Raw genomic sequence first — 21,689 nt, 5'->3', positions numbered from 1 at the left:
TCGACGTCAGTTTTATCGTCGAGAACTTGGGCGCAAGGGAGACGCCCACCGGTGGTTCGCGTTGGAGTGACCGCGTGTACCTTTCGCTCGACGGAGCGACGCTGGGAGGAGGTGACATCCCGCTGCGTCCAATCGACGGTTCCAGCACCTATCTGGACAACGGAGGCAAACTGGGAAGCGGTGAGAACTACCAGACGTTCGCCACCTTTACGTTGCCACGCGAAGTGTCCGGGAACGCGTTTTTGATTGTCTCGACCGACGACCGCAATCAAGTCAGCGAAGCCGCTAATTCTTCGCTCGGGGCGGAGAACAACAACACGCTTGCGATTCCGATTTCGATCGACGCGGTTCCGGTTCCCCCACCGGATCTGGTGATGTCCAACGTCGTCGCTCCGTTGGAGACCTTTGACGACAACACCATCACCGTTCGCTACCGCGTGACCAACAGGGGCGTCGGGCCCACCGATCCGGATTATTGGCGGGATGAAATCTGGTTGGCCCGAGACGTCGATCGCCCAAATCCGGCGCGAGGTGATGTTCGTTTGAAGTCCATCAGCCGCTACGGCAATCTGGACGTCGATGAGTTCTACGAGAATGCGGCCCAGGTCAATCTGCCCGCGGGGATCGAAGGACAGTTCTTTATCACCGTCTGGTCCAACGCAAACGATGCGGTCTTTGAAAACCAGTTCGCGACCAACCTGAATCCCGATGCGCCCAACGATATCGATGGGAACAATTTCCGGGCGACTCCGATAACCGTGTTGTTGACACCGCCGGCCGATTTGCAGGTCAACGACGTCGTTGCACCCGCGTCGGCAATCGGTGGCGAAGAAGTCACGATTTCGTGGCGGGTCGAGAATCGCGGTGCGACCGTTACCGACCGAGGACGCTGGGCGGACGGAATCTATTTGTCCGACGACGACGTTTTCGACAACACCGACACATTGGTTTTTGCGTTGCCGCACGACGGCGCGCTGGACGTCGGAGAGGAATACGAGCAAGCGGCGACCTTCACGCTACCACCGTCGGCTTCCGGTTCGCATTTCATCGTCACCACCAATTTGAACCCGAATCTGGCGATCACCAGCCAGCCGTCGCTTTTGGAGGAGGTGGAAGCCATCCTGAAACGCGTGGAGTCAGCGACGGGAAAGCCGCTATTGGAAGTTTCCTTGGCGGATCTGAATCAGTTCTCGTCAAATGAGCTTCGAGCGATCCTGGCAGGTCCAACCAGCCAACTGGAAACGGTTTTTGAAGGACCGTTTACCGACAACAATTCCCGCGCCGCAGCATCGGCAGTCACCGATGCCTTCATCGACTTGCAAGTCACTTCGATGTCGGTGGACCCCGGCATGCAGTTCAGCGGCGAACCGGTGACTTTGTCCTACACGGTGTCGAATCTGGGAACGTCTCCCACGTCGTCCGTGACGCAACGCTGGCAGGATCTGATCTACATCTCTCAGTCCCCAGAATTTGACTACCGCGCCGCCCGACGTGTCGCGACGTATGACCACGATGCCATCGCCTATCCCCTGGGCGTCGGAGGAAGCTACACGGCCAACGTTGAATTCCCGGTGCCGGTGGGCGCTGACGGGACGTATTTCATTCATGTGCTGACCGATTTGTCCGTCGGTCGCTACGGTCCTTACTACGCGTCGCCAAGTGAAGGCAGCTTCCCCAATTGGCCCAAAACGTTCCTGGACAGCAATTGGGAGCGGCGCGACAAGCGGAACAATGTTTCCGAACCGCTTGAAATCGATATCGTCTATCGGGAAGCCGACTTGGGGGTATCCCAGTTGCGGGTGGATTCGCCGGTCGACTCCGGTGGATTCACCGACGTCAACTTCCGCGTGACCAACAACGGTACTCGCAGGACGCGGACGGGATTCTGGAACGACGTCGTTTACATCTCAACCGATCCGACGTTGGACCCCTACGATTTGCCTTTGGCAGAGCTGCGGCATGACGGCGGTTTGGGCGTCGGAGAATCCTACGTGGTTGAGGCAAGTGTGCAGCTGCCTGACAACATCAGCGGAGAGTTCTATTTTCTCGTCGCAACGGACTCCGTCTACACGCGGTCGTTCAATCAGCACGGTGGAAATGTTGAACCCTATCCATCCAGCGTCGGGTTTCCGCGGATTCACCAGATCAGCGAATTCGGAGCCGTTGCCGAGTTTGCCGACGAAATCGACAACGTCAGCTCGATCCCCGTGTCGGTCAATTTGGTGCAGCAGCCCAACCTGACCGTGACCGACTTGATTGTTCCGGAGCGATTAGAAGCCGGTTTGCCGATCCCGATTTCGGTTGAACTTTCCAACACCGGCGGAGGTGATGTCCCCGAACGCGAACTTCCTTTCACGGTGCAGATCTACCTCTCTCGAGACGTCTCTCTCGATCCGCGCAGTGACCGATTGCTGGAACAGATCGACTACGAAGATTTGATTTTGTCGGGCGGCGCCGTCACCACCGAGATCTTGCCTCGGATGCCGGCTGGATTGTCCGGGCCCTACTACGTGATCGCGCGAGTCGATCCGATGCGGTCACTCCGGCCGTATGGAAACGTTCAAGAATCCAATGAGTCGGACAACCGAACCGTTTCCGCCGATCCGATTCTGATCGAATTGCCGCCGCCGGCCGACTTGGTTGTCGAAAGCGTTTCGTTCGATCCGGTTTCCGTCGCGTCCGATGGTCGCGTTACGGTCACGTGGACGGTCAGGAATGCCAGCGATGACCAAGTCGTCCGGGGCATCTGGGATGACGCCTTTTATCTCTCCACCGATGCGGAGATCGGATTTGGCGACCGTCTTTTGGGACGAACCGGAGTGGACGATCCGACGCCGTCTCGCACGCTTCAGCCAGGTGAATTCTATACCGGTTCGTTGACGGTCGCGTTGCCGCCGGTTTTGCCAGGACCCTATTCGGTTGTCGCCCGCACCGATGTGTTCGATGACATCCATGAAGGCAGTTTGCGACTGAATAACGACACGGTTTCCGCGCAAACCCTGAACATCGTCACGCCCGAATTGCTGTTGGATGTGCCCGAGGTGTTCACGCTCGGTGATTCGGGTGCGGTTGTGTATTCAATCAACGTGCCGCCCGGTGAGACATTGGAAGTGACCGCGGACGCGACGTCGGCATCGTTAGAGCTGTACGCGGCATTCGAACGCGTTCCGAGCTCCTCCGATTTTGATGGCAAGTTCGCGGGGGCGCTCTCGGAGTCGCAGCGTTTGCTGGTGCCGCGAACTCGCGGAGGGAACTACTACATCCTTGTCCGCGGGCGATCGGCTGGCGACATTCGGTTGCGTGCCAGATTGCTGCCTTTGCACGTCGCGTCGGTTTCGACGGATCGGCTCGGCGATTCCGCGTACGCAACGATCGATCTGGGGGGGGCGGATTTTGATCCGCTCGCGACGGTCAAACTGGTTCGTCCTCAGTTCGATGAGCACCTCCCCATTGATTACGAAGTGGTCGATGCGACACGGATCGTCGCGACGTTCGACCTGACCGGCGCTGAATTGGGGTTGTACGACCTGGTCGTCACCAATCCCGACGGTCAATCGGCTATCGTTCCGCATCGCGTGTTGATTGAAGCCGAGATGGAGTTGGACAGCGATGTCGGGATGGGCGGACCTAGCTTGATTGGGTTGGGCGAAACGGGGCTTTATAACGTGACGGCCGCCAGTCTGACCAATATCGATAGTCCTTACGTGCAGTGGTCGATCCACGTACCTCGGATCAAGAATCCGCAGCAAGATCTGATTCCCGGTGAAGCCATCCGCGTCACGGGCAATTTGGGCATCGACTTCGGAAGGTTTGACACGGGGCAGAATCTGGATCCGGTTGTCAACGTCAACGGCGTTTATGTCAGTGAAGCGTTCGTGATCGATTTGCCGACCGCCGCGATAGCATCGAACACATTTTTGGTTGAGATCTATCCGGAGTTGCCGAGACTGCTGGAGGAAGACCCCGACTTTTTGAAGTCACTTCGCCCCGACGAGCTGCAAGCCCTGTCTTTTGACTTCTATGTCCATTCATCGGTCACACCGATGTCGGCGGAAGATTACATCGCTTTTCAGTCCGAAGTTGCGCAAGCAGCTCGACAGACATTGCTCGATACCGCCGACTTGCGGAGCGATTTGCGAAGTGCCATTCTGGACGAAGCATCCTGGGTCGACAGCTATCTTCTGGCCCTGCGCGACTCCGGCTTGCTGCGTCAACAGGACGTTCCACCGGAACTGGTGATTGATCGTCAGATCGTGGGCGCACTTCCCGGGATCTACACGGCGCTTGCCGAAGGCGCGTTCCGGGATGCGTTCAGTGCAGTGCGTTCGAGCGGTAGTTTTGTCGACGAAGAAACGCTTGCCCAAGACCTGGTCGCCCTGGTGCGTGGAATCGTTGGGGAAACGCCAGACGCTTTCGGCGGAGGCGAGATCCCGGCCGAGGACGTTTTTGATTTGGGAAGTCGATTGGCAACGCGTCAGGTCGCCTTCCGGGTCCGCGCGGGATTTCCGGAAGTGGTTGGCATCTTGCCGGTCGATTCCCCCGATCTTCAGCAGTTTTTCGTCGGGACGGCGGGGTCTTCGCAAACCGTCGCGATCGACGGACCGAGCGGTCAAAGTGATGCAAATTTTCTTCCGGCCGATACCCCGCTTCCGTTTTCAGTCACGGTGGACCAGCCGATCAGCGCTGGAGAGTCGGTCAACGAATTGCGGATCGTCCAAAGCATCGATCCCGCATTGGACATTCGCACGTTTCAGTTATCCGATCTTCGCGTGGGAGACCTGCAAATCGACATCCCCGGCGCGCGCGCCGCGTTTTCCGGAGAGTTCGATTTTTCGGCCGACGGCTTCACTTTGCAGGTGACCGCAGGTGTCGATGCGACGACCAGAACAGCGGTGTGGTTGCTCCGCGCCGTGGACCCGGCCACCGGATTGCCGGTTCAGGATCCCAGTGTCGGATTCTTGCGTCCCGGACAAACGGCGACGGTCGGTTACTGGTTGCTCGCCGAACGGGAGATCCCGACCGGCACCCAAACGTCTGCGCTGGCTCGCGTCTTTGTCAATCAAGCGGATCCCGTCGAAACGGCGCTGTACGCTGCGACCCTGGACACGGTGCCGCCGACGACCACCTTGGTTACCACACCGCTGGCTGGTGATCGTTATCGCGTCGAGTGGTCGGCCACCGACGATCCAGGCGGATCAGGTGTGGCGGATTCTTCCGTTTACGTTTCTCGCGACGGCGGAGCCTATTTGGCGATTCAGCGGCGAACGTTCGACCGATCGTTGATCTTTCAGGCAGACCCTGGTGAGATCGTCAGATTCATCGTTGTGTCATCGGACCTTGCGGGAAACGTGGAAAGCGCGCCCAGCGGAGTCTTTCTGCCGGCTTACAACCCGAACATCAATCTTGGGACGCCTCCTGAATTCTCCGGAACGAATGAGAACCCGCTGCCGCCGGATTCCGTCCCCTCCGATGAACCGGGAAGTTTGGTGTTTCAGCAGTTGCGCGACCAGATCCCGAATCCCAGCGTTCCGCTGCGTGCCAGCCGGTTCGCGACAGCGTACGAGCCCTTTGTGGCTGCGGCCCTCGTAACCGGTTTTGCCGATAGCGGCGCCGGGATTGGACCGATGGGAGTGCTGGTCGATCCATCGGGCGAGTCGATTTGGGTCACCGGGGGTGCCGGACGCAATGTGCTGTCTCAGTTTCCCACGACAGGTGGCGATCTAAGTGATGCGATTCGGACCTTCACGCTGTCGACACCGATCTACGACCTGGTGATGGACAGCCGCGGCACGTTGTGGGCGACAACCGGCGGAGGTCCGCTGATCTCGATCGATCCGGCAACCGGAGCGGTAAGTGATGGGGGATTGCGAGCCGCCAAGACGATCACGGCCACGTTGGGGCTGGAGATTTCTCCCGATGGAGATCAGCTTTACGTCGCGACTCACGACGGCATTAGCATCCTGGATCTGATCACCGGTACGGTTGCTCCATTCACCGGCGTCCGCGTCGACGGGATGCGGTTTGATGACAATGGTGACCTGTGGGCGACGCAATGGCCGCAGAACGACCCGCAAGACGGCGGGGGCAATGTTCTTCGATTCAATGAGCGAGGCATTGTCGTCGAACGCATCGCGGTCGAAACTCCGCCGGAAGACATCGTTTTCGGCCCCGCGGATTCGCCGCTGGCGGGGCTGATGATCGTCAGTACCGAGTCCAGCATCTACGGTGAAGCGGGCGACCTGATCGCGATCGATTTGCAATCGCGTCAACAGACCCCGCTGGCGGTCGATGGGGCGAGGGGAGAATTCCTTGCGGTGCATCCCGACGGCACGCTGTATCTCTCGCAAAGTGGGCAAATCGATACTTTGGCTCCGACCGCGGTCCCGTTGGTCATCGCCAGTACGCCGGTCGATGGGGGCGCGGGGTCACCCCAATCACGACGGGCATCGATCACATTCAACGTTGACATGGTGACCGGCAAGGGCGGAGTGGATGACGTCACGACGTATCGATTGATTGACACTCAGAACGGGCAAACGATCCCGGTCGGTGCGGCGAATTACGACGTTGCCCGTCGACGGGTGACCTTGCTGCATGCGCCGTTGGCGGCCGGTCGGTACGAGTTGTCCATCGTCGGAGACCCGCAAAGCGTCAACGGGGATCCGCTGGGAGCATCCTTTGCGGCGGAGTTTGATGTGTTGATCGATGTGACCGCGGACGCGCAAATCGCGATTTCCCGGACACAGCTGAATCGCAAGGATGGCACCGTCCTGTTTGAGGCGACGGTCACGAACCGCTCGGCCACCGCGCTGGTCGACGACATCCGACTTTCACTTGACGGGATTACCGATGCGGACGGAGTTCGCCTGATCAACTCTGCTCCCGGCGACGCAGAAACGGTGGTCATCGAGCTCGGTGGTGAAATGTTGCCGGTCGGCCAGTCGGTGACGCGGACCATCACGGTTGCCAACCCGCTCAATGAGGACCTGGAGTTTCGAAACCGACTTTCGGCGACAGCAGTGCCAAACCAGCGACCGAGTTTCGATTCCAGTCCTCCGACCTCGATCGCCCTCGGGCAGACGTTTAGCTACGACGTCATTGCGACGGACCCCGACGGTCCCGCACCCGCCATCGTGCTGATTGACGGACCCGAGGGGGCGGCCATCCAGCCGGGGACGAATCGGTTGCGGTTCCAAACCGACTCGGCAGCGGAATCGGAGTCCTTTCGAGTTCGGGCGATCGACGCGTTGGGCGGGTTTACCGAACAAGTTTTTGAGCTGCAGGTCGTCGGAGGCAATCAGCGGCCGGTGATCGTCTCGCTCGACGACATTCGACTGGTCGAAGGCGAATCGCTTGCAGTGCCGATCGCCGCGTATGACCCGGAAGGAGCTCCCGTCACGCTATCGCTGCAGAACTTGCCGCCGGGAGCATTTTTCGACGCGCAGCGAAGCACATTGTTCTGGCAGACCACTGCCGAATCGGCGGGACGTTATCGTGACGTCACGGTCACCGCGGACGACGGGATTTCGCTGGCGACGGCCTCCGTTGATATCGTGGTCATCAATCAAAACCAGCCGCCGGTCGTGTCCAAGCTGGTCGATCGTGAAGTCCGCGAGGGCGACTCGCTTTCCTTCTCGATTTCGGCGTTCGATCCGGATTCGGACGGCCTGACGTTCGGGGCCGTGGCGCTTCCGAAGGGAGCATCAATTCATCCGGTAACCGGGCGATTCAGTTGGACACCGCGATATGACCAAAACGGGTCGTACGGGTTGACGATCGCGGTCTCCGATGGTGAGTCGACCGCGTCGATGCCGCTGGCGATTGAGGTCACCAACGTCAACGGGCCGGTCGCAATCGCTCCGACGGCGCGTCGTGTGGTCTATGAAGGTCAGCCGCTTGAGATCTTCATCGACGCGGTGGATCCCGACAATCCGTTTGCCCCGCCGATCGCTGCCCCCGACGGTACGTTCGACCTCGGAAGCTATGACGCCCCTCCGATTCACTTCGCTTTCGGTAACTTTCCCAATGATGCGGAATTCATTGCCGAGGCACAACTGATTCGTTGGCAGCCAAGCTTTCAGGCGGCAGGACGCTATGAGATCTCGGTCACCGTTACCGACGATGGCGACGGCAACATGGCAGCGACCACCGCAACGTCAATCATCGTGATCGATGTATTGGATCAAAACGCACCACCGGTCGTCGCGCCGATTCCCTCGCAATCAGTTTCGGGGGGCGCCGTGTTGTCGATCCCAATTTCGGCGACGGATACCGACGGGAATTCGATCCGCTTGACGGCGGGGTTGGCCGATCCGGTGGTCGGGCAACTCTCACCGCTTCCGGCTTTCATGACGTTCGTCGACAACGGCGACGGAACCGGGCGGTTGGAGGCCAGTCCGGAAATCGTCCACCGTGGCGACTATGCCGTTGCGGTGACCGCGACCGATGACGGGAACGGAAATGCGGACAACCTTGCTTCGGGAGCGTACACATTCAATCTTTCGGTCGAGGCGGTCAACGCGCCGCCGATCATTGATCCGATTCCTGCTCTGGTTGCTGTTGTGGATCGACCGTTCACGTACGCGATCAACGTCGAAGATCTGGATCAGGACCCGATCGCATTGGAAGCAACCGGATTGCCAGGCGGCGTGACCCTGATTCCGTCGCCGCGGTACGGAGAAGCGATTCTCGGCTTCACGCCAACCGCCGATCAAGTCGGTACTTATCAGATCACCGTGTCAGCTTTCGACTCAGGCAACGGGGTGTCCGGTGAAGGGCTGACCGATACGTTGACATTCGATCTGGTGGTTCGGGAAAACAACCAAGCCCCGACCATCGTTCCAAGCAGCATTCCCACCGTCGCCGAAGGAGACACGCTGATTGCGACTCTGGTTGCGACCGATGCTGACGGCGACGTGCCACATTTCGTCGCGACCGGCTTGCCTCCGGGAGCAGAAGTTGACCCGATATCCGGTGTGCTGCGTTGGAAAACGGGATTTGAAGACGCCGGCAACTATCCGTTCACGATCACGGCGAGCGACGGCGCGGATTCCCAGTCGGCGACCATGATGTTTCAAGTGACCCCGACGAACCGTGCACCGCTGTTAACCAAGGTTCCGCCGATCGCGGCATTGGAGGGACGGGAGTTGCTGGTGTCGTTCGGTGCGGCGGATCCTGACGGAGACTCTTTGGTTGTCATTGCTGAAGGTTTGCCTGATGGAGCCGCGTTGGTTCTGGAAGACGGCGGTTTGGCTACCTTGCGTTGGCAAGTCGGATTCGGCGACGCGGGTTCCTACGACGTGACGATTCGTGCAACCGATCCTTCGGGGCTCGTCGCGACGACCCCGGTCCAGATCACCGTCTCCGAGATCAATCGCGCTCCCAAGGTGGTTCCAACCGGCGGACGCGTCGCGGTGGTCGGAGAAACGACGAATATCGCGATCGTTGCGAGCGACGCCGACGGCGATCCGCTGACGTTCAGTCCCCGGAATCTGCCCGCGGGCGCGACGTTCGGTCCGACCGGTGTCTTCAGCTGGACGCCGACGTCGTTGGATATCGGAGAATACAACGTCTTGGTGGACGTCGGCGACGGAACAGATTCTGTCCTGGAATCGTTGCGGGTCGTGGTGGCCCCGGACCCGATCCCGCCCACGGTTCGGGTCGAGATGACACCCAGTTTTCCGGCATTGCCGGGCCAAGTCGTTGCGCTCCAACCGGTTGGGTCAGGAGTCGCTCCGATCGAATCGTTTTCCGTTTTGGTCGATGGAACCGAATTGCCGCTTGATACGCTGGGCCGCGGCTTCTTCACTCCTCCGCACCCGGGACGCTATGAGGTCGTCGCTGAAGCAACCGACGTTCAAGGTCGCACCACGGTCATCACGACAGCCGTTTTGGTTCGCGATCCGACGGATAATGTTCCGCCGCAAGTCAGTATCAATCTGGTGGCCGCCGCGACGATTGTGAGTTCGCAGAGTGTGTCCATTGATGTGCATGATCGAAATCTCGATTCTTGGGCACTGACGCTGAAGAACCTGCGTGACGGCACAACGCGTTCCATTGGATCAGGGGTCTCGACTGGGCAATCGCTTGACGGCGGAGTGATTCCCGCGTCACAGCTGTCGGCAGGCGTTTACGAATTGACCCTGTCGGCGGCCGACATCAGCGGACGCCGTTCGCGAACGAGCAAGCGAATTCAGGTTCTTCCCGATTCGCATGACGGAATCTATGCGTTCGACGCGATCGACCGGTTGCTCGACTTTGGCGACATTCAGGTTCCGCTGTTGCTACGTTATCGAAGTTCTGATGGAGCGTTGGGCGAAGATTTTGGTGAGGGCTGGTCGTGGCCGATGTTGAATGCCGCACCGATCAGCTTGACCGCTGCACCGGTCGGCGGCGAAACCGAGACGTTGCGGGAGGGTAGTCTTCTGCATTTGATTGCCCCCGACGGATCGGACCTGGTCTATGAGTTTCGACCGACTCAAGTCGCCGGCACCGGCGGCGACGGTGCGGTGTTCCTGCCGCGTTGGGTGCAAGCGGAGGGCACCGGTTGGACGCTCCAAACCGCACCGATGGTTTTGCAGCAAGCCGATGGTGCCTACTACGACGTCGCGGCCGGCTTGCCATTCTCGACCGAAAACTTTGGCGGGGGCGGTTCGGCGATCCGTTTGACCGATGGCTCGGGCCAGACTTATCACTACGCAGCCGATGGCGGATTGACGGGAATCAGCAACGGCACGGACCACATCGATTGGTTTGGCGGAGAAGCGGTCTCCGATGACGGTTCACGTTTGACCATTCGTCGCGACGATTCCGGACGGATCACTTCGTTGCTTGGAATCGATTCCGTTGCGACGAATTTACGATACGACGCGCTGGGACACCTGGCGGCCCTGGGCGATGGTGCGATACGCACTGTGTTCGAATACGAGGGCAAGCTGACAAGGATTCTGTCGGAACAATCCGGGCAGAGTCAGCTGGTGCGGTATGACACTTCTGGCGCTCTCGAATCGACTCGTTCGGTCAGCGCTTTCCTGGGAGGGCTTCGTAGCGCGCTGCTCTCGGCGGAGTCGGGAGATTTGGGTGCGGGTGAAAGCGATGCCGTCGCATGGTTCTTGACGGCTGAAGAACTGGCCACCAGCAATTCCGGGGTGGTGTTGGTCGGCGTCGCGATCGCCGGTAGCGGCGGGCTAGATCCGTCACCGCCGGTCGGGTTGGGGACCGCGGGACAGCAATTGCAACAGCGGTCCGGTTTTGCCTCTTCCCTTTTTGCGATCGGTTCCGAGAATTCGTTCGTGGTGGAATTGGCTGGACTCGACTCAACCGGTGGCTACGCCATCGACGTCTACCTGGCAGGCGACTTGGATGATGACGGCGACGTCGACGCAACGGATATCGCAACGATGGGCGGCCAGTTGGGACGTGTTCCCGGTGACCCGGGTTATCGCGTCGCTGCGGACGTTAATCGCGATGGTGTCATCGATCAAACGGACGTGCAATTGCAGCAGGCCAATTTTGGATTCGTCGCGGATGCACCGCCGGAGGTATTCCACCAAGCGGTTGTGACACTTCCCTCCGTTCCGATCGAGATCGACCTCCGCGGGCTCGTCAACGATCCGGAAGGCTCTCCGTTGGATTACCAGATCCTTTCGGTCAGCGGCGGAACGGCTCAACTACTTGCCAACGGATCGACCGTGTGGTTCGATCCGGACGACGGATCGGGAGGAGTGATTCAGTACACCGCCCAGGATTTGTTGGGACGCTCCAACGTCGGAGAGATCACAATCTCCGTTGATTCCCGCGAGGTGACGGAGTTGTCAATTCGCAGTGGCGACATTTCCATCGCTGTTGGTGATGCTTCGTCGGTCGAAGTCGTTGCGATCCTTGAGGACGGAACGGAGTTCGATCTACCTGCAACGTCAGTGTTCTACGACGTTTCGGGGGCCTTTGCGGTCGTGACCCCCAACGGTGCGGTGGGCGGGTTGGAAGTCGGTACGGGGTTCCTGGCCGCGACCGCGTTCGGGATCACGGCTGCAACAAGTCTTCGCGTCGGCGTCAGTGATGCCTTGACGACCTTTGACATCTACCCCACCCGCTACGCGTTAGAACTTGGGCAAACGAGACAATTCTTTGTCCGGGAGCGTCTGCCCGATGGCAGCGTGGCCGACCGCGCGGCCGATCCCGACACCCACTACGTTGTTGCTGATCCGACGATCGGCAGCATCAACTCGGACGGACTGTTCACCCCAAGTGCCGCGGGAACGACGCAAGTGACCGTGATTCGCAATGGTGTGTCGCTGGTCGCTCAGATTCTGGTCGACACGCCGTCCTTGGGGCCGACGATCGTCGATCAAGCGGGAGGGTTGGTCGCGACCGATGACGGACAAATCATCGTCGGCGTCGGCCCAAATGTTTTCTCCGAAGCCACGGCCGTTGCGGTGACGGAAGTCGGTGCGGGTGAGTTCTTCGACGAAGCACCGGAAGGCTTCGGGATGAGTCTTGGCTTCCGCCTGGAACTGGATGGAAACGACCCGGCCGCCGGATTGTCGTTGAGCACGCCCGCGGCGCCCGGCACCGATCCGGGCGACTCCATGTTCTTGTTCCGGGAAAGCCAGTTTTACAATCTAGAGACGCAATCGTTTGAAACCGCCTGGCAGCTGATTGATTCGATGGTGGTCGGCGAGGACGGGAGAGCGTATTCAACGAGTCCTCCGAATCCTGCGATCAACGCCACCGGGTTGTTTCTCGTCAGTGCGGGGCTGGGATCGGGGACGATTGCCGGTGCCGCGATCGGAATCACGACGGCGCTGGGGCTCTCCGAGTCTCGGGGACGTTACGTGGAAGTCGAGCCGGCCAGCGGGCGACCTTTCTATGCGGTTCCCGGCTTGATCGGCGACATCTTTTTGCCGATACCGGCTCCGGATTATTCCGTCAGTATTCGCAGCTTCGATTCGCCCTTGTCGTTTGAAACGACGGTGTTCGGAGCTCCCTACTCTCCCGGCAGTGTCTCCAGCCAGGTCATCGAGACGAATCCGCCCGCGGCCTCCAGCCGACAGGCAGTCGTGGATTCCATTTCGTACGATTTTGCCGCGGTATCCGACAACGTCTACGCCCCCGTGTTGACCCTGCGCGGCGAGCGGTTCGAGCAGGTTGCCGAAAGAAATCGCGTCGTCTTTTTAGACGATCGATTGGACGAATCTGATCCGGGGTCACTCGGCAATCGGCTGGGCACGATCCTGTCCGCCTCGGAAACAGAGCTTCGGGTGATTCCCCCCGCGGGGATCGCGGTGGGCGGGGCCTCGATTCGGGTGGATGCGTCTCGCAGTGTGCTGCTGCCGGTGCCGGGTGGAGACATGGTGATCGTCAACGAAGTTGTCAAAGGGCAAGCGACGCTCGTTGAACTGGATTCGCCGTACTTCGGCGCCGTGGCGAATACGCAGAGCGACACCGTTTCGATTCTGGATGTGCAATTTAGCGGTCGGGTTCCCGAGAACCGTCGGATCGATTTTGCAGCCTACAACCGCGAATTGATCGAGTTGAACGTGACGCAGGAGCGTCGCGAGCAACGTCAAGGTGGTGTGGTCGTTCCGCCGATCGTGGAGAGCACGACGTTGTTGAACCCGATCGTGGCGCAGATCCCGGTCGGCAAGAATCCTTCCGATGTGGCCATTACCCCCGACGGCAGGCTGGCCTTTGTTGCGAATACCGGCGATGGCACAATCTCGGTGATTGATCTGCTGACATTGCAAGAAGTCGACAACGACCCAAACGCTCCGGGGTTGCAGCGGATTTCCCCGGCAGTGCAACTTTCCACCGGTCAGACGCTCAGTTCGTTCCGACCCTATTACATCGCGATTCACCCGGTGCTTCCACTCGGCATCGCCACCGATCGATCCGGTGCGAACATCGCCTGGTTCAACACGGACACGACGAAGCCGGACTCGAGGTATGTCGAGCAATCACTCGACCCGGAAGATTCACTTCTCGCCAGGATCGGTGGGGCCGGTCCCATTCGCGCGCTCACCGATGCCGAGTTTAGTGAAGACGGTCGGTACCTGGTCATCAACACACCGGGAGAATCGTCCTGGGCGGGAGCGGATTTTGGAGCGCCCGTCGGCGGCAGCATCATCATCGATCTGGGCAACGACTACGTTCGGGAATTCCAAGTCTTTGGGCTCCCCCGATTTGAATCGGAAGATGTCAACATCGTGCAGACGGATCCCAAACCCTTTGGGATTGAGAACATCGGTGCGGCAACATTCGCAATCGCGGCTCGTGGGGGTGAATCGGTGCAGTATGTCGACGCGAGGCGAGCGACGGTATCCAAGCGTGTGCCGACCGAGTTGAGACCCAACGAAGGAGTCTTGCCTCCGGACGTCAACTTCTCGATCGGAGGACGCGATGCCGCGTTCCGATTCATCCAACAGTCGCTGTTCTCGATCGATTCACCCGAAGATTTCACGATGGCTCCGCCGCTGGGAGAGCCGATCCCGATCGCGGGAACGGGCAAGGTGATTCATGAATTGGCGTTTGTTCTGATGAACCAAACCTACAACGGCCCACAAGCGATTGCGAGTTCACCGGAGTTCGGTGGCGGTGGCAACATCGGAATCCTGGCCAACCCCAAGAGCAGTGAGCCGTTTTTTGTCGGTGCGACTCAGAAGGTTCCCTACTCTTGGCCCGATCAAATCGAGATGGGATCCGATAACAACACGATCCTGGCAACCTTCAAGGGCGTTCATCAAGTCTTGGTCTATGACTACGGCATCCTGCTGGCGGGGCTGAGAATTCTTGCCGGATCGAATCCGGGAGCGCTGGTGCAACCCGTGCAGCCAATGGAGACCCTGATCGAAGGGATTCTCAGAAACCCAACGGATGCCCGGAATTCGACACTGGGTGCCGCCGGCAATGAGGCCGCACGCGATCGATTGCTGGAAGAGTTCACGATTCAGGAGGTCCGGCTGTCAACCGGCAACTTCCTTCGCGGATCCATTCCCACCGGAAAACTTCCCTCGGGATTGGACGGCGGACCCACTCAACCGGCCGATTTGATCGCGCAGCACGTCAATCAAACCGATGCCATCGATGATTTGTTGGATGGCATCCAGATTCACTACACCATTCGCGGCGAAGAGGCCAAGCCGTTTCAAATCACTTTGGTAGCTTCGGACGACGATCAATTCGATGTTTCCGGACCAAGCGGGATGCTGCCGGACGTCGTCATCGAAACCTTCTTCATCAATGATTCGAGTCGTCTGTCACCGACCGACCACACGATCCGTTTGGCAATTCCTCACGCGTCGCTCGAGCAACTCGATCAGCGGCCATTTTTCGTCATCCACATCGATTCCTCCGATACGAACGATGAGGAGCGTAGTGAGAGCAACAATTTTGCATCGTTCAAGCCGACGCTGGTTGATTTGGTTGCCGAATACGATGGCAACGAAGACCCGCTCGTTTTTGGCCAGTACATCGAAGATGTTGTCTTCATTCAAACCTTCACGCTGAACACCAGTCGAATTCGCGGCCGCGTGGACTACGCAAAATTGTTCGTCACGCCGCACGGACTTTCGCTGGAGGAAGCCGGCGCTGCGGCACGCGAGACGCCGTTTGAGCGGTTGGGCACGAGTGTCTTTGAGGCGAAGCTTGCCGATTTGGCATTCCTTGAAGACCCAACGCTTCATGTGCTGATCGGGACGGCCGACGGAAACGAAACCTCGTTTGAGTACTCGGTGGAAACCATTCCGCTACCGCCTTGGTTGCAAGAAAACGACAAGGTTCGGACGAAAGTCAGTTTCGACGTCTTGATCGATAAGTACGTGATTTCGCGTCACGAAGAGTTCTACGGCGATTCTTTCCAAATGCCGGCGAACGTTCCGATCTTCAATAGCGAGTCGATCGGGTTTTCCACGGGCGTCGCGACTGCCTTTGCATTTGATCTCAAGGGCGTCTCATCGGAATGGCGAAGTGGTCCCTACATGTCAACGACCCTGTTCGATTTTCTGCCTGACTATCTCTCTAGCAAGTTCGGCGATATCGATCTGATGGTCCCGATGGATGTCGATCAGCAGTTGAGCGGTAAGGTGTTTAACTTTATCAACACGTTGTTCCTGAGCCAGATCAGCGTGGGGCAATATCAGGGCAGTTCGAGTGCCCCCAGCCCGACGAGGGCTGATACCAATCTGTACAAGTCGGCGGGACAAACGCTTCGCGTCAATCTCACGCGGTCGACGGACCCGGGCACCGGGACCGGATTTTTCGATACCGACCCGCAGCTGAATCAGTCGATTGAGAACATCATCAGCGATGGCAAGGCGGTCTTCAATCATGAGGTGAACTCTGCACTCAAGTTGGGAGAAGAGGTCGTGCGGACGGTTTCGCCGGGCGTCGGTGGAACCGCTGTCGACTACACGAAAGATCTGTTCTCTCGGACCCGGTCGCCCGACGATAGCCGGATCAAGAAGACCGTTCAGGGGATCCGGGACTTTGCCGAATCGGATCGAGGAAAACAGTTCGGTGCGCATTACTTGAGAACGGGTCCGCTGAAAGGACCGGTTGGATTCCTGGACGGATTGACCGGTGCGAGCGGCGAGAAATTGAAGTACGGCAAGATCAAGCCGAAGACACAATTCAAAGTCACACCGTTCGAGACCAATTCCGATCTGACCTTGAAAGATGTTGGCGGCATGGCGGTCAACATCGAAGTGCCGATTACGCTCACCGGTGAAGTCAGCAAGACGATCGCCGGCGGCTTTTGGGGGCCGATTCCGGTCACTGCGGATTTGGTTGGTTCGGTTGCCGCGGTGGTCAAGCCGAACGTGGAATTTGCGTACAGCGTGTTGAACGGAATGCCTCAATTGCAATCCCCAAAGTTTGCTCTGGACCTGGAGTTCCAGATCAGCGGGGGATTGGTCGGGTCGCTTGCCTTCGGCGCGGCGACTCTGGGCGCGGATCTGCAGGCTCAGTTGGCTGGCCGGCTATTTGAATCGGGTGAAAATGTCCAGTTGCCGCCCGTTTCGCTCGCAATCGGCGCCACGGGCACACTGATCGTCCTGAATCGGCCGTTCAACCTGATCAACGTTCCGATTGTCCAGGCATCAAATATTCTTGATACGGAAAGCTACAAGTTTGTCCTGCTGGACAAAGTTCGATCGGCATTGGGCATTGCCCTGACGTCGGAACCAGGCAATGAAGGAGAGAGACAAACGCTGGCAACTAGTGGATGGGCCGATCCGTTCGTCGACACTTCCGATGATCATGACGGTACTTATTCTCCCGACGATGCGACGGAACCCGCTTACCGTGCGGATCAATTGGCGTTGACGGCAATCGAAGAAACTTTCAACTACATCGGCAGTTCTGCTTCCCCAATTCACTACCAAGGGTCGATTGATCCCAACGCGGTCGACTCGATCGATTCTCTCGATCTGGTGCGTTTTCATCAGGTTGCTGAAGCGACCGACGAGCATTCGGTCGTCTTTCGGCCAGAGAGCGGGCAAATCGATTGGGCGATCTCGTTGCTCGGAGTCAACGACCTGGTGCTGGCAACCGTTCAGGGTCAGGGCGAGTTGACGATTCCCTTGGCCGGTATCGAAGCCGGTTCATTTGGTATCGTCATCCACGGAAATGCTGAAGATCCTAAGACTCCCGTCGACAACGGCGGTTTCGAACTGGAGGTTACAGGTCCGGATAGCCTTGGGCCCGATCTGATCGTCGATCTGCACGACATCGAGTCTTTTGTTTACACCGATCAGAAAACGATCATTACTTACACGGTGACCAACGCGGGAGACCAGCCGACCGCTGAGACGATTGCTCGCACCGTCATGTCTCGCGACGCGCAGATCGATCTGTCGGATGCAATGCTCGCACCCGTTGCAACAATTCCCGCCCTCGCTCCCGGGGAACGTCACACCGTGACGGTTGTGGGCGAAGTTGGCAGCAAGTCGCTCGACAGTTTTGCGGTGGGGGTGATCGTTGATCCGTATCGTCGCGTGCCCCAGACCAACCGGGACAACGACACGACATTCAAAACGATCGAAGTGGGGCTGCTTCCCGATCCGCTTGAGCCCAACGACTCGATCACGGGATCAGTCCATCTGCTCAAGCCGAATCCGAACTCGGTGGTCAGCGATCTCAACATCAGCCGAGCGGGTGACGATGATTTTTATCGTTTTTATCATGACGGCGAATTCGAGAGTCTGGTCGCAACCGGCTTCGACGGTGTTGCACCGACGATCCAATTGATTGATGACGCCGGCGACGTGATCCGACGCGCGTTTCCGACAACCAGTCGTGGAGTCCCGGAAACCGCCCTTTCGCTCGAGGGAATCCCGGCAAACGAATATACGATCCATCTGTATGGAGACCGAGCGGGTGAGTATGAGTTGAAATTCGTCGGCGGACGGAAGTCGACCGCGCCAATTCTCTCACTCACGCCTCCGGCACGCGGAGTTCCCGTTTACCCGGAGATTGACTATCCGATGCCGATCCAAGTGTTGAATTTTGGATCCGACGCAGAGGCAATCAAAGCGACGGTGACCATTTCGGTCGACGGGCAAAGCGTGTCGCAGCAGCAGCAAGATCTCGGCCCGGTCAAGGGAGCGACGGTTTTGGAAACGCAGTTGGCCATCGAAATCCCTCAAGAAATTGCGAATCAATTCGCCGACATTGAAATCGAACTTGTTGCAACCGGCGCGAACGGGGCACAGCACACCGTGGTCGAAACATTCTATGTGGCGGTGCTTCCCAAGGCCGATGCCTTGGAACAACGCGAACGTCTCAACCAACTGAACGACCTGGGGCGGCTCACGTCGCCCGGAGAGCTGAGCGGCGTTTCGATTTCCTCTCCCCTCGATTTTGATCTCTTTGCGTTCAATCTTCCCTCCGACCCGGATGCGGGCACGTCGATCTCAGTGGTCGGGAATCAAGTTGATTTGCTCTTCGTGGATTTGATCGATGCTTCCGGGACGATCGTCGATCGCTTGACTAGCGGGCCAGATCGGTTCATCGATCTGAGCGGGCGTCCCGCGGGAGATTACCTGTTGCAGATCAGTACCAGCCCAAACCGCTTGAAGGATTCAGTTGACGACTCCTTCGCGGGTGTGAATTACCGAATCCGGTGGGACGCTCGTTCATCCATTGGCCCTAATCTGATCGCGAATCCGCCCGGTCTCTCACAGGAGCTGTACGCAAGCGGCGATCCGGTGAGCTCTTTCGTACGCGTCAACAATTCTGGGGAGGCCGACGCGGGAGCGACGCAGATGATCGTGCACGTTTCCTCCGTGGAGGAAGCCGGATCGGATCGGTTGGACATCACCGTCGATGTCCCCGCGATTGCGGCGGGCGACTATGCGGAGGTTCCCGTCGACTTCTTCATTCCGGAAAATTTTCCAGGTGGAATCTACCAGATCTCCGCAACGGTCGACTCCGCGTCATTGTTGGGCGAAACGGCTGAATCTGATAATCTCTCCGCGGCAACCCGTTTTTACATTGCTCCGGCGGCGGATGCATTCGAGCCCAATGACGCGGTCGTCACAGCCGAGTCGGTTCCAATGGATCAGTCGGTCGTCAACTATTCCGGTCTGACGATGTCCGGGGACGACATTGACGTCTTCAAGATTGACTTGTTCGCGCTGGGCACGTCTCGAGATTCCGTGGAGATCGCCTACGACTTTGATGAAGGCGATCTAGAACTTGTCCTGTTCGATTCCGACGAGTTTTTGGTGCGGTCCAGCGCGTCGACTCGGGATGGAAAGGCGCTGTCACTGGCCGCGCTGCCGGCGGGAGAATACTTTGTAGCCGTGCTCGGCGCCACCCGCTTGGCTTACAGCACCGGTTACGATTTGGAGATACGACGTCAGTTCGTCGCGGGCACCGGATTGCAGAGTTCACCGGAATCGACCGCTGAAAGTATTCCCGTCCCTGCGTCGACGCCTGCGACGGCTGAACTCACGCAGGCGACATTGGATCAGATGCTCGCCGCAGCCGTGGGCCGTTTCGATGTTTCTTTCGATATCCCTGAGATCACTATTCAGACACGTGATTTGCCGATCGGATATCTGGGGACCGCGGATATTACCGCGTGGAGCGATGACGGTGTGCCGGTCGCCGGTACGATCACGGTCGACATCGATGCGGATGGACACGGATGGTTCGTCGACGAGACTCCGGATGAAGACTCCGAATTCACGCGAGTCTACAACGACGGTCAGGCGCTCGGACGACCGGGAGAATCTCGCTACGACCTGCTAACGTTATTGATGCACGAAGTCGGGCACCTGTCCGGATTCACGGATAACTTTGCCGGGTTTGCGTCTCTGATCGATTTCGATTCGGGTAACGCAACCATCTCGACCAGCGAAGGACCGATCCGGTTGCAGAATGATTTGGATCACGTCGCAACCGGAGATCGGCCATTTGATCTTCTTAATCCGGTGCTGCGTCCCGGGTTACGCAAGGTTCCCAGCCGGATCGATTTGGAGATTCTGCGGGCCGCGCACGACGCGCACGCCACCGGCATGGTCGGCGGCGAATTGCTTCCACTTTCCGCCAACCAAGGATTCGTGGCTATCACCAGCGGTGCATCGACCACCATTGCAGCGGGGCTGTCCGCGGGAATCACCAACCAGGATTTCCAGGTCGGCGACGCGACCGATTCGGGATTCGGATGGCGCACCGTGGGAGATGTGACAATCAACGATGGTGTCGCAACAATCCACGAAACTGTCGGCTTGATTGGTGACCTTTCGCAAACCTTTATCGTTCCGCACGGGGCCACAAGCATTGAGTTCACCCTCGGTGGCATCAACTTGGACATCGCAAATGGGCTTCATCCGTCCGAAGCGTTCGAAGTTGCGCTGCTGACGAGCGAGTTCGCGTCGATTGATCAGGCAGCGGACGGGCTCACCGGTGGTGATTTTTTGCTGAATGTTCAAGCCGACGGCACCGTTTACTTCTCGTCGCGAGTAAGCATCGAGGGGGTCAGCAGCGGGCAGATCATCGATCTTTCGCAACCGATTGATGTCACGATTTCACTTCCCGCCGATCTGTCGCGACAAACGACGACCCTCGCATTCGACTTGATCGGATTTGGCGACGACAATAGCCAAGTCAAGATAAGCAACTTGAATCTGGATGCCGGATTGCCCGCGAGCTGGCAGAACCCGGTCAATCGTTTTGATGTCAATGATTCCGGTACCGTGTCGCCACTTGACGCACTTGTCGTAATCAATCAACTCGGCAACCCGACCGTGCACGTTGCCGAAACAGGCTTGTTGTACAACATCACGTCCACGGTCCGACCACCGTTCTATTTTGACGTCAATGGTGACGGGGTGGTTTCGCCGATTGACGCGTTGCAGGTGATCAATCGATTGGCCGCCTTGGCGGAGTTGGAAGGTGAAATGATGACAACCCAGTTTTCGTCGGGAACTCCCTCTTCCGTGACCGGCAATTTGGATTCGCCCCGCAGTCCGCATTCCGTTTTGCCCCTCTCCGACTCGTCGTCCGACCAAAAGACATCCTGGTTGGTTCCCGCCGACGCATCGCCAGAAGACCTGAATGACATTTGGTCGGATCAACTTGCCAGTGCCCACGTCAGGTCCGACATCGTGCGGTCGCGTGTCCGGCTGTTCGAAGCAAACGACGAAGCGATCAGGGAGCTTGCGGGAGGGGAACGCAAGCTGTTCTGA

The 21,689-nt window shown here is 58.5% G+C and carries 1 protein-coding gene (running past one end of the window); it reads left to right on the top strand.

Going from position 1 to position 21,689, the window contains the following annotated elements:
• Window positions 1-21,689, top strand: the 3' portion of a protein-coding gene (locus tag FYK55_RS15165) for a CARDB domain-containing protein (protein WP_161604524.1). Its footprint begins 9,757 nt before the window's first position; only the last 21,689 of its 31,446 coding nucleotides appear in the window; the start codon falls outside the window, past its left edge; the stop codon is at window positions 21,687-21,689.

The sequence above is a fragment of the Roseiconus nitratireducens genome (genome assembly GCF_008629675.1).
GTDB classification, from domain to species: domain Bacteria; phylum Planctomycetota; class Planctomycetia; order Pirellulales; family Pirellulaceae; genus Stieleria; species Stieleria nitratireducens.
Note: the sequence above shows the minus strand (reverse complement) of the source record. Positions and strands in the feature narration are given on the sequence as shown.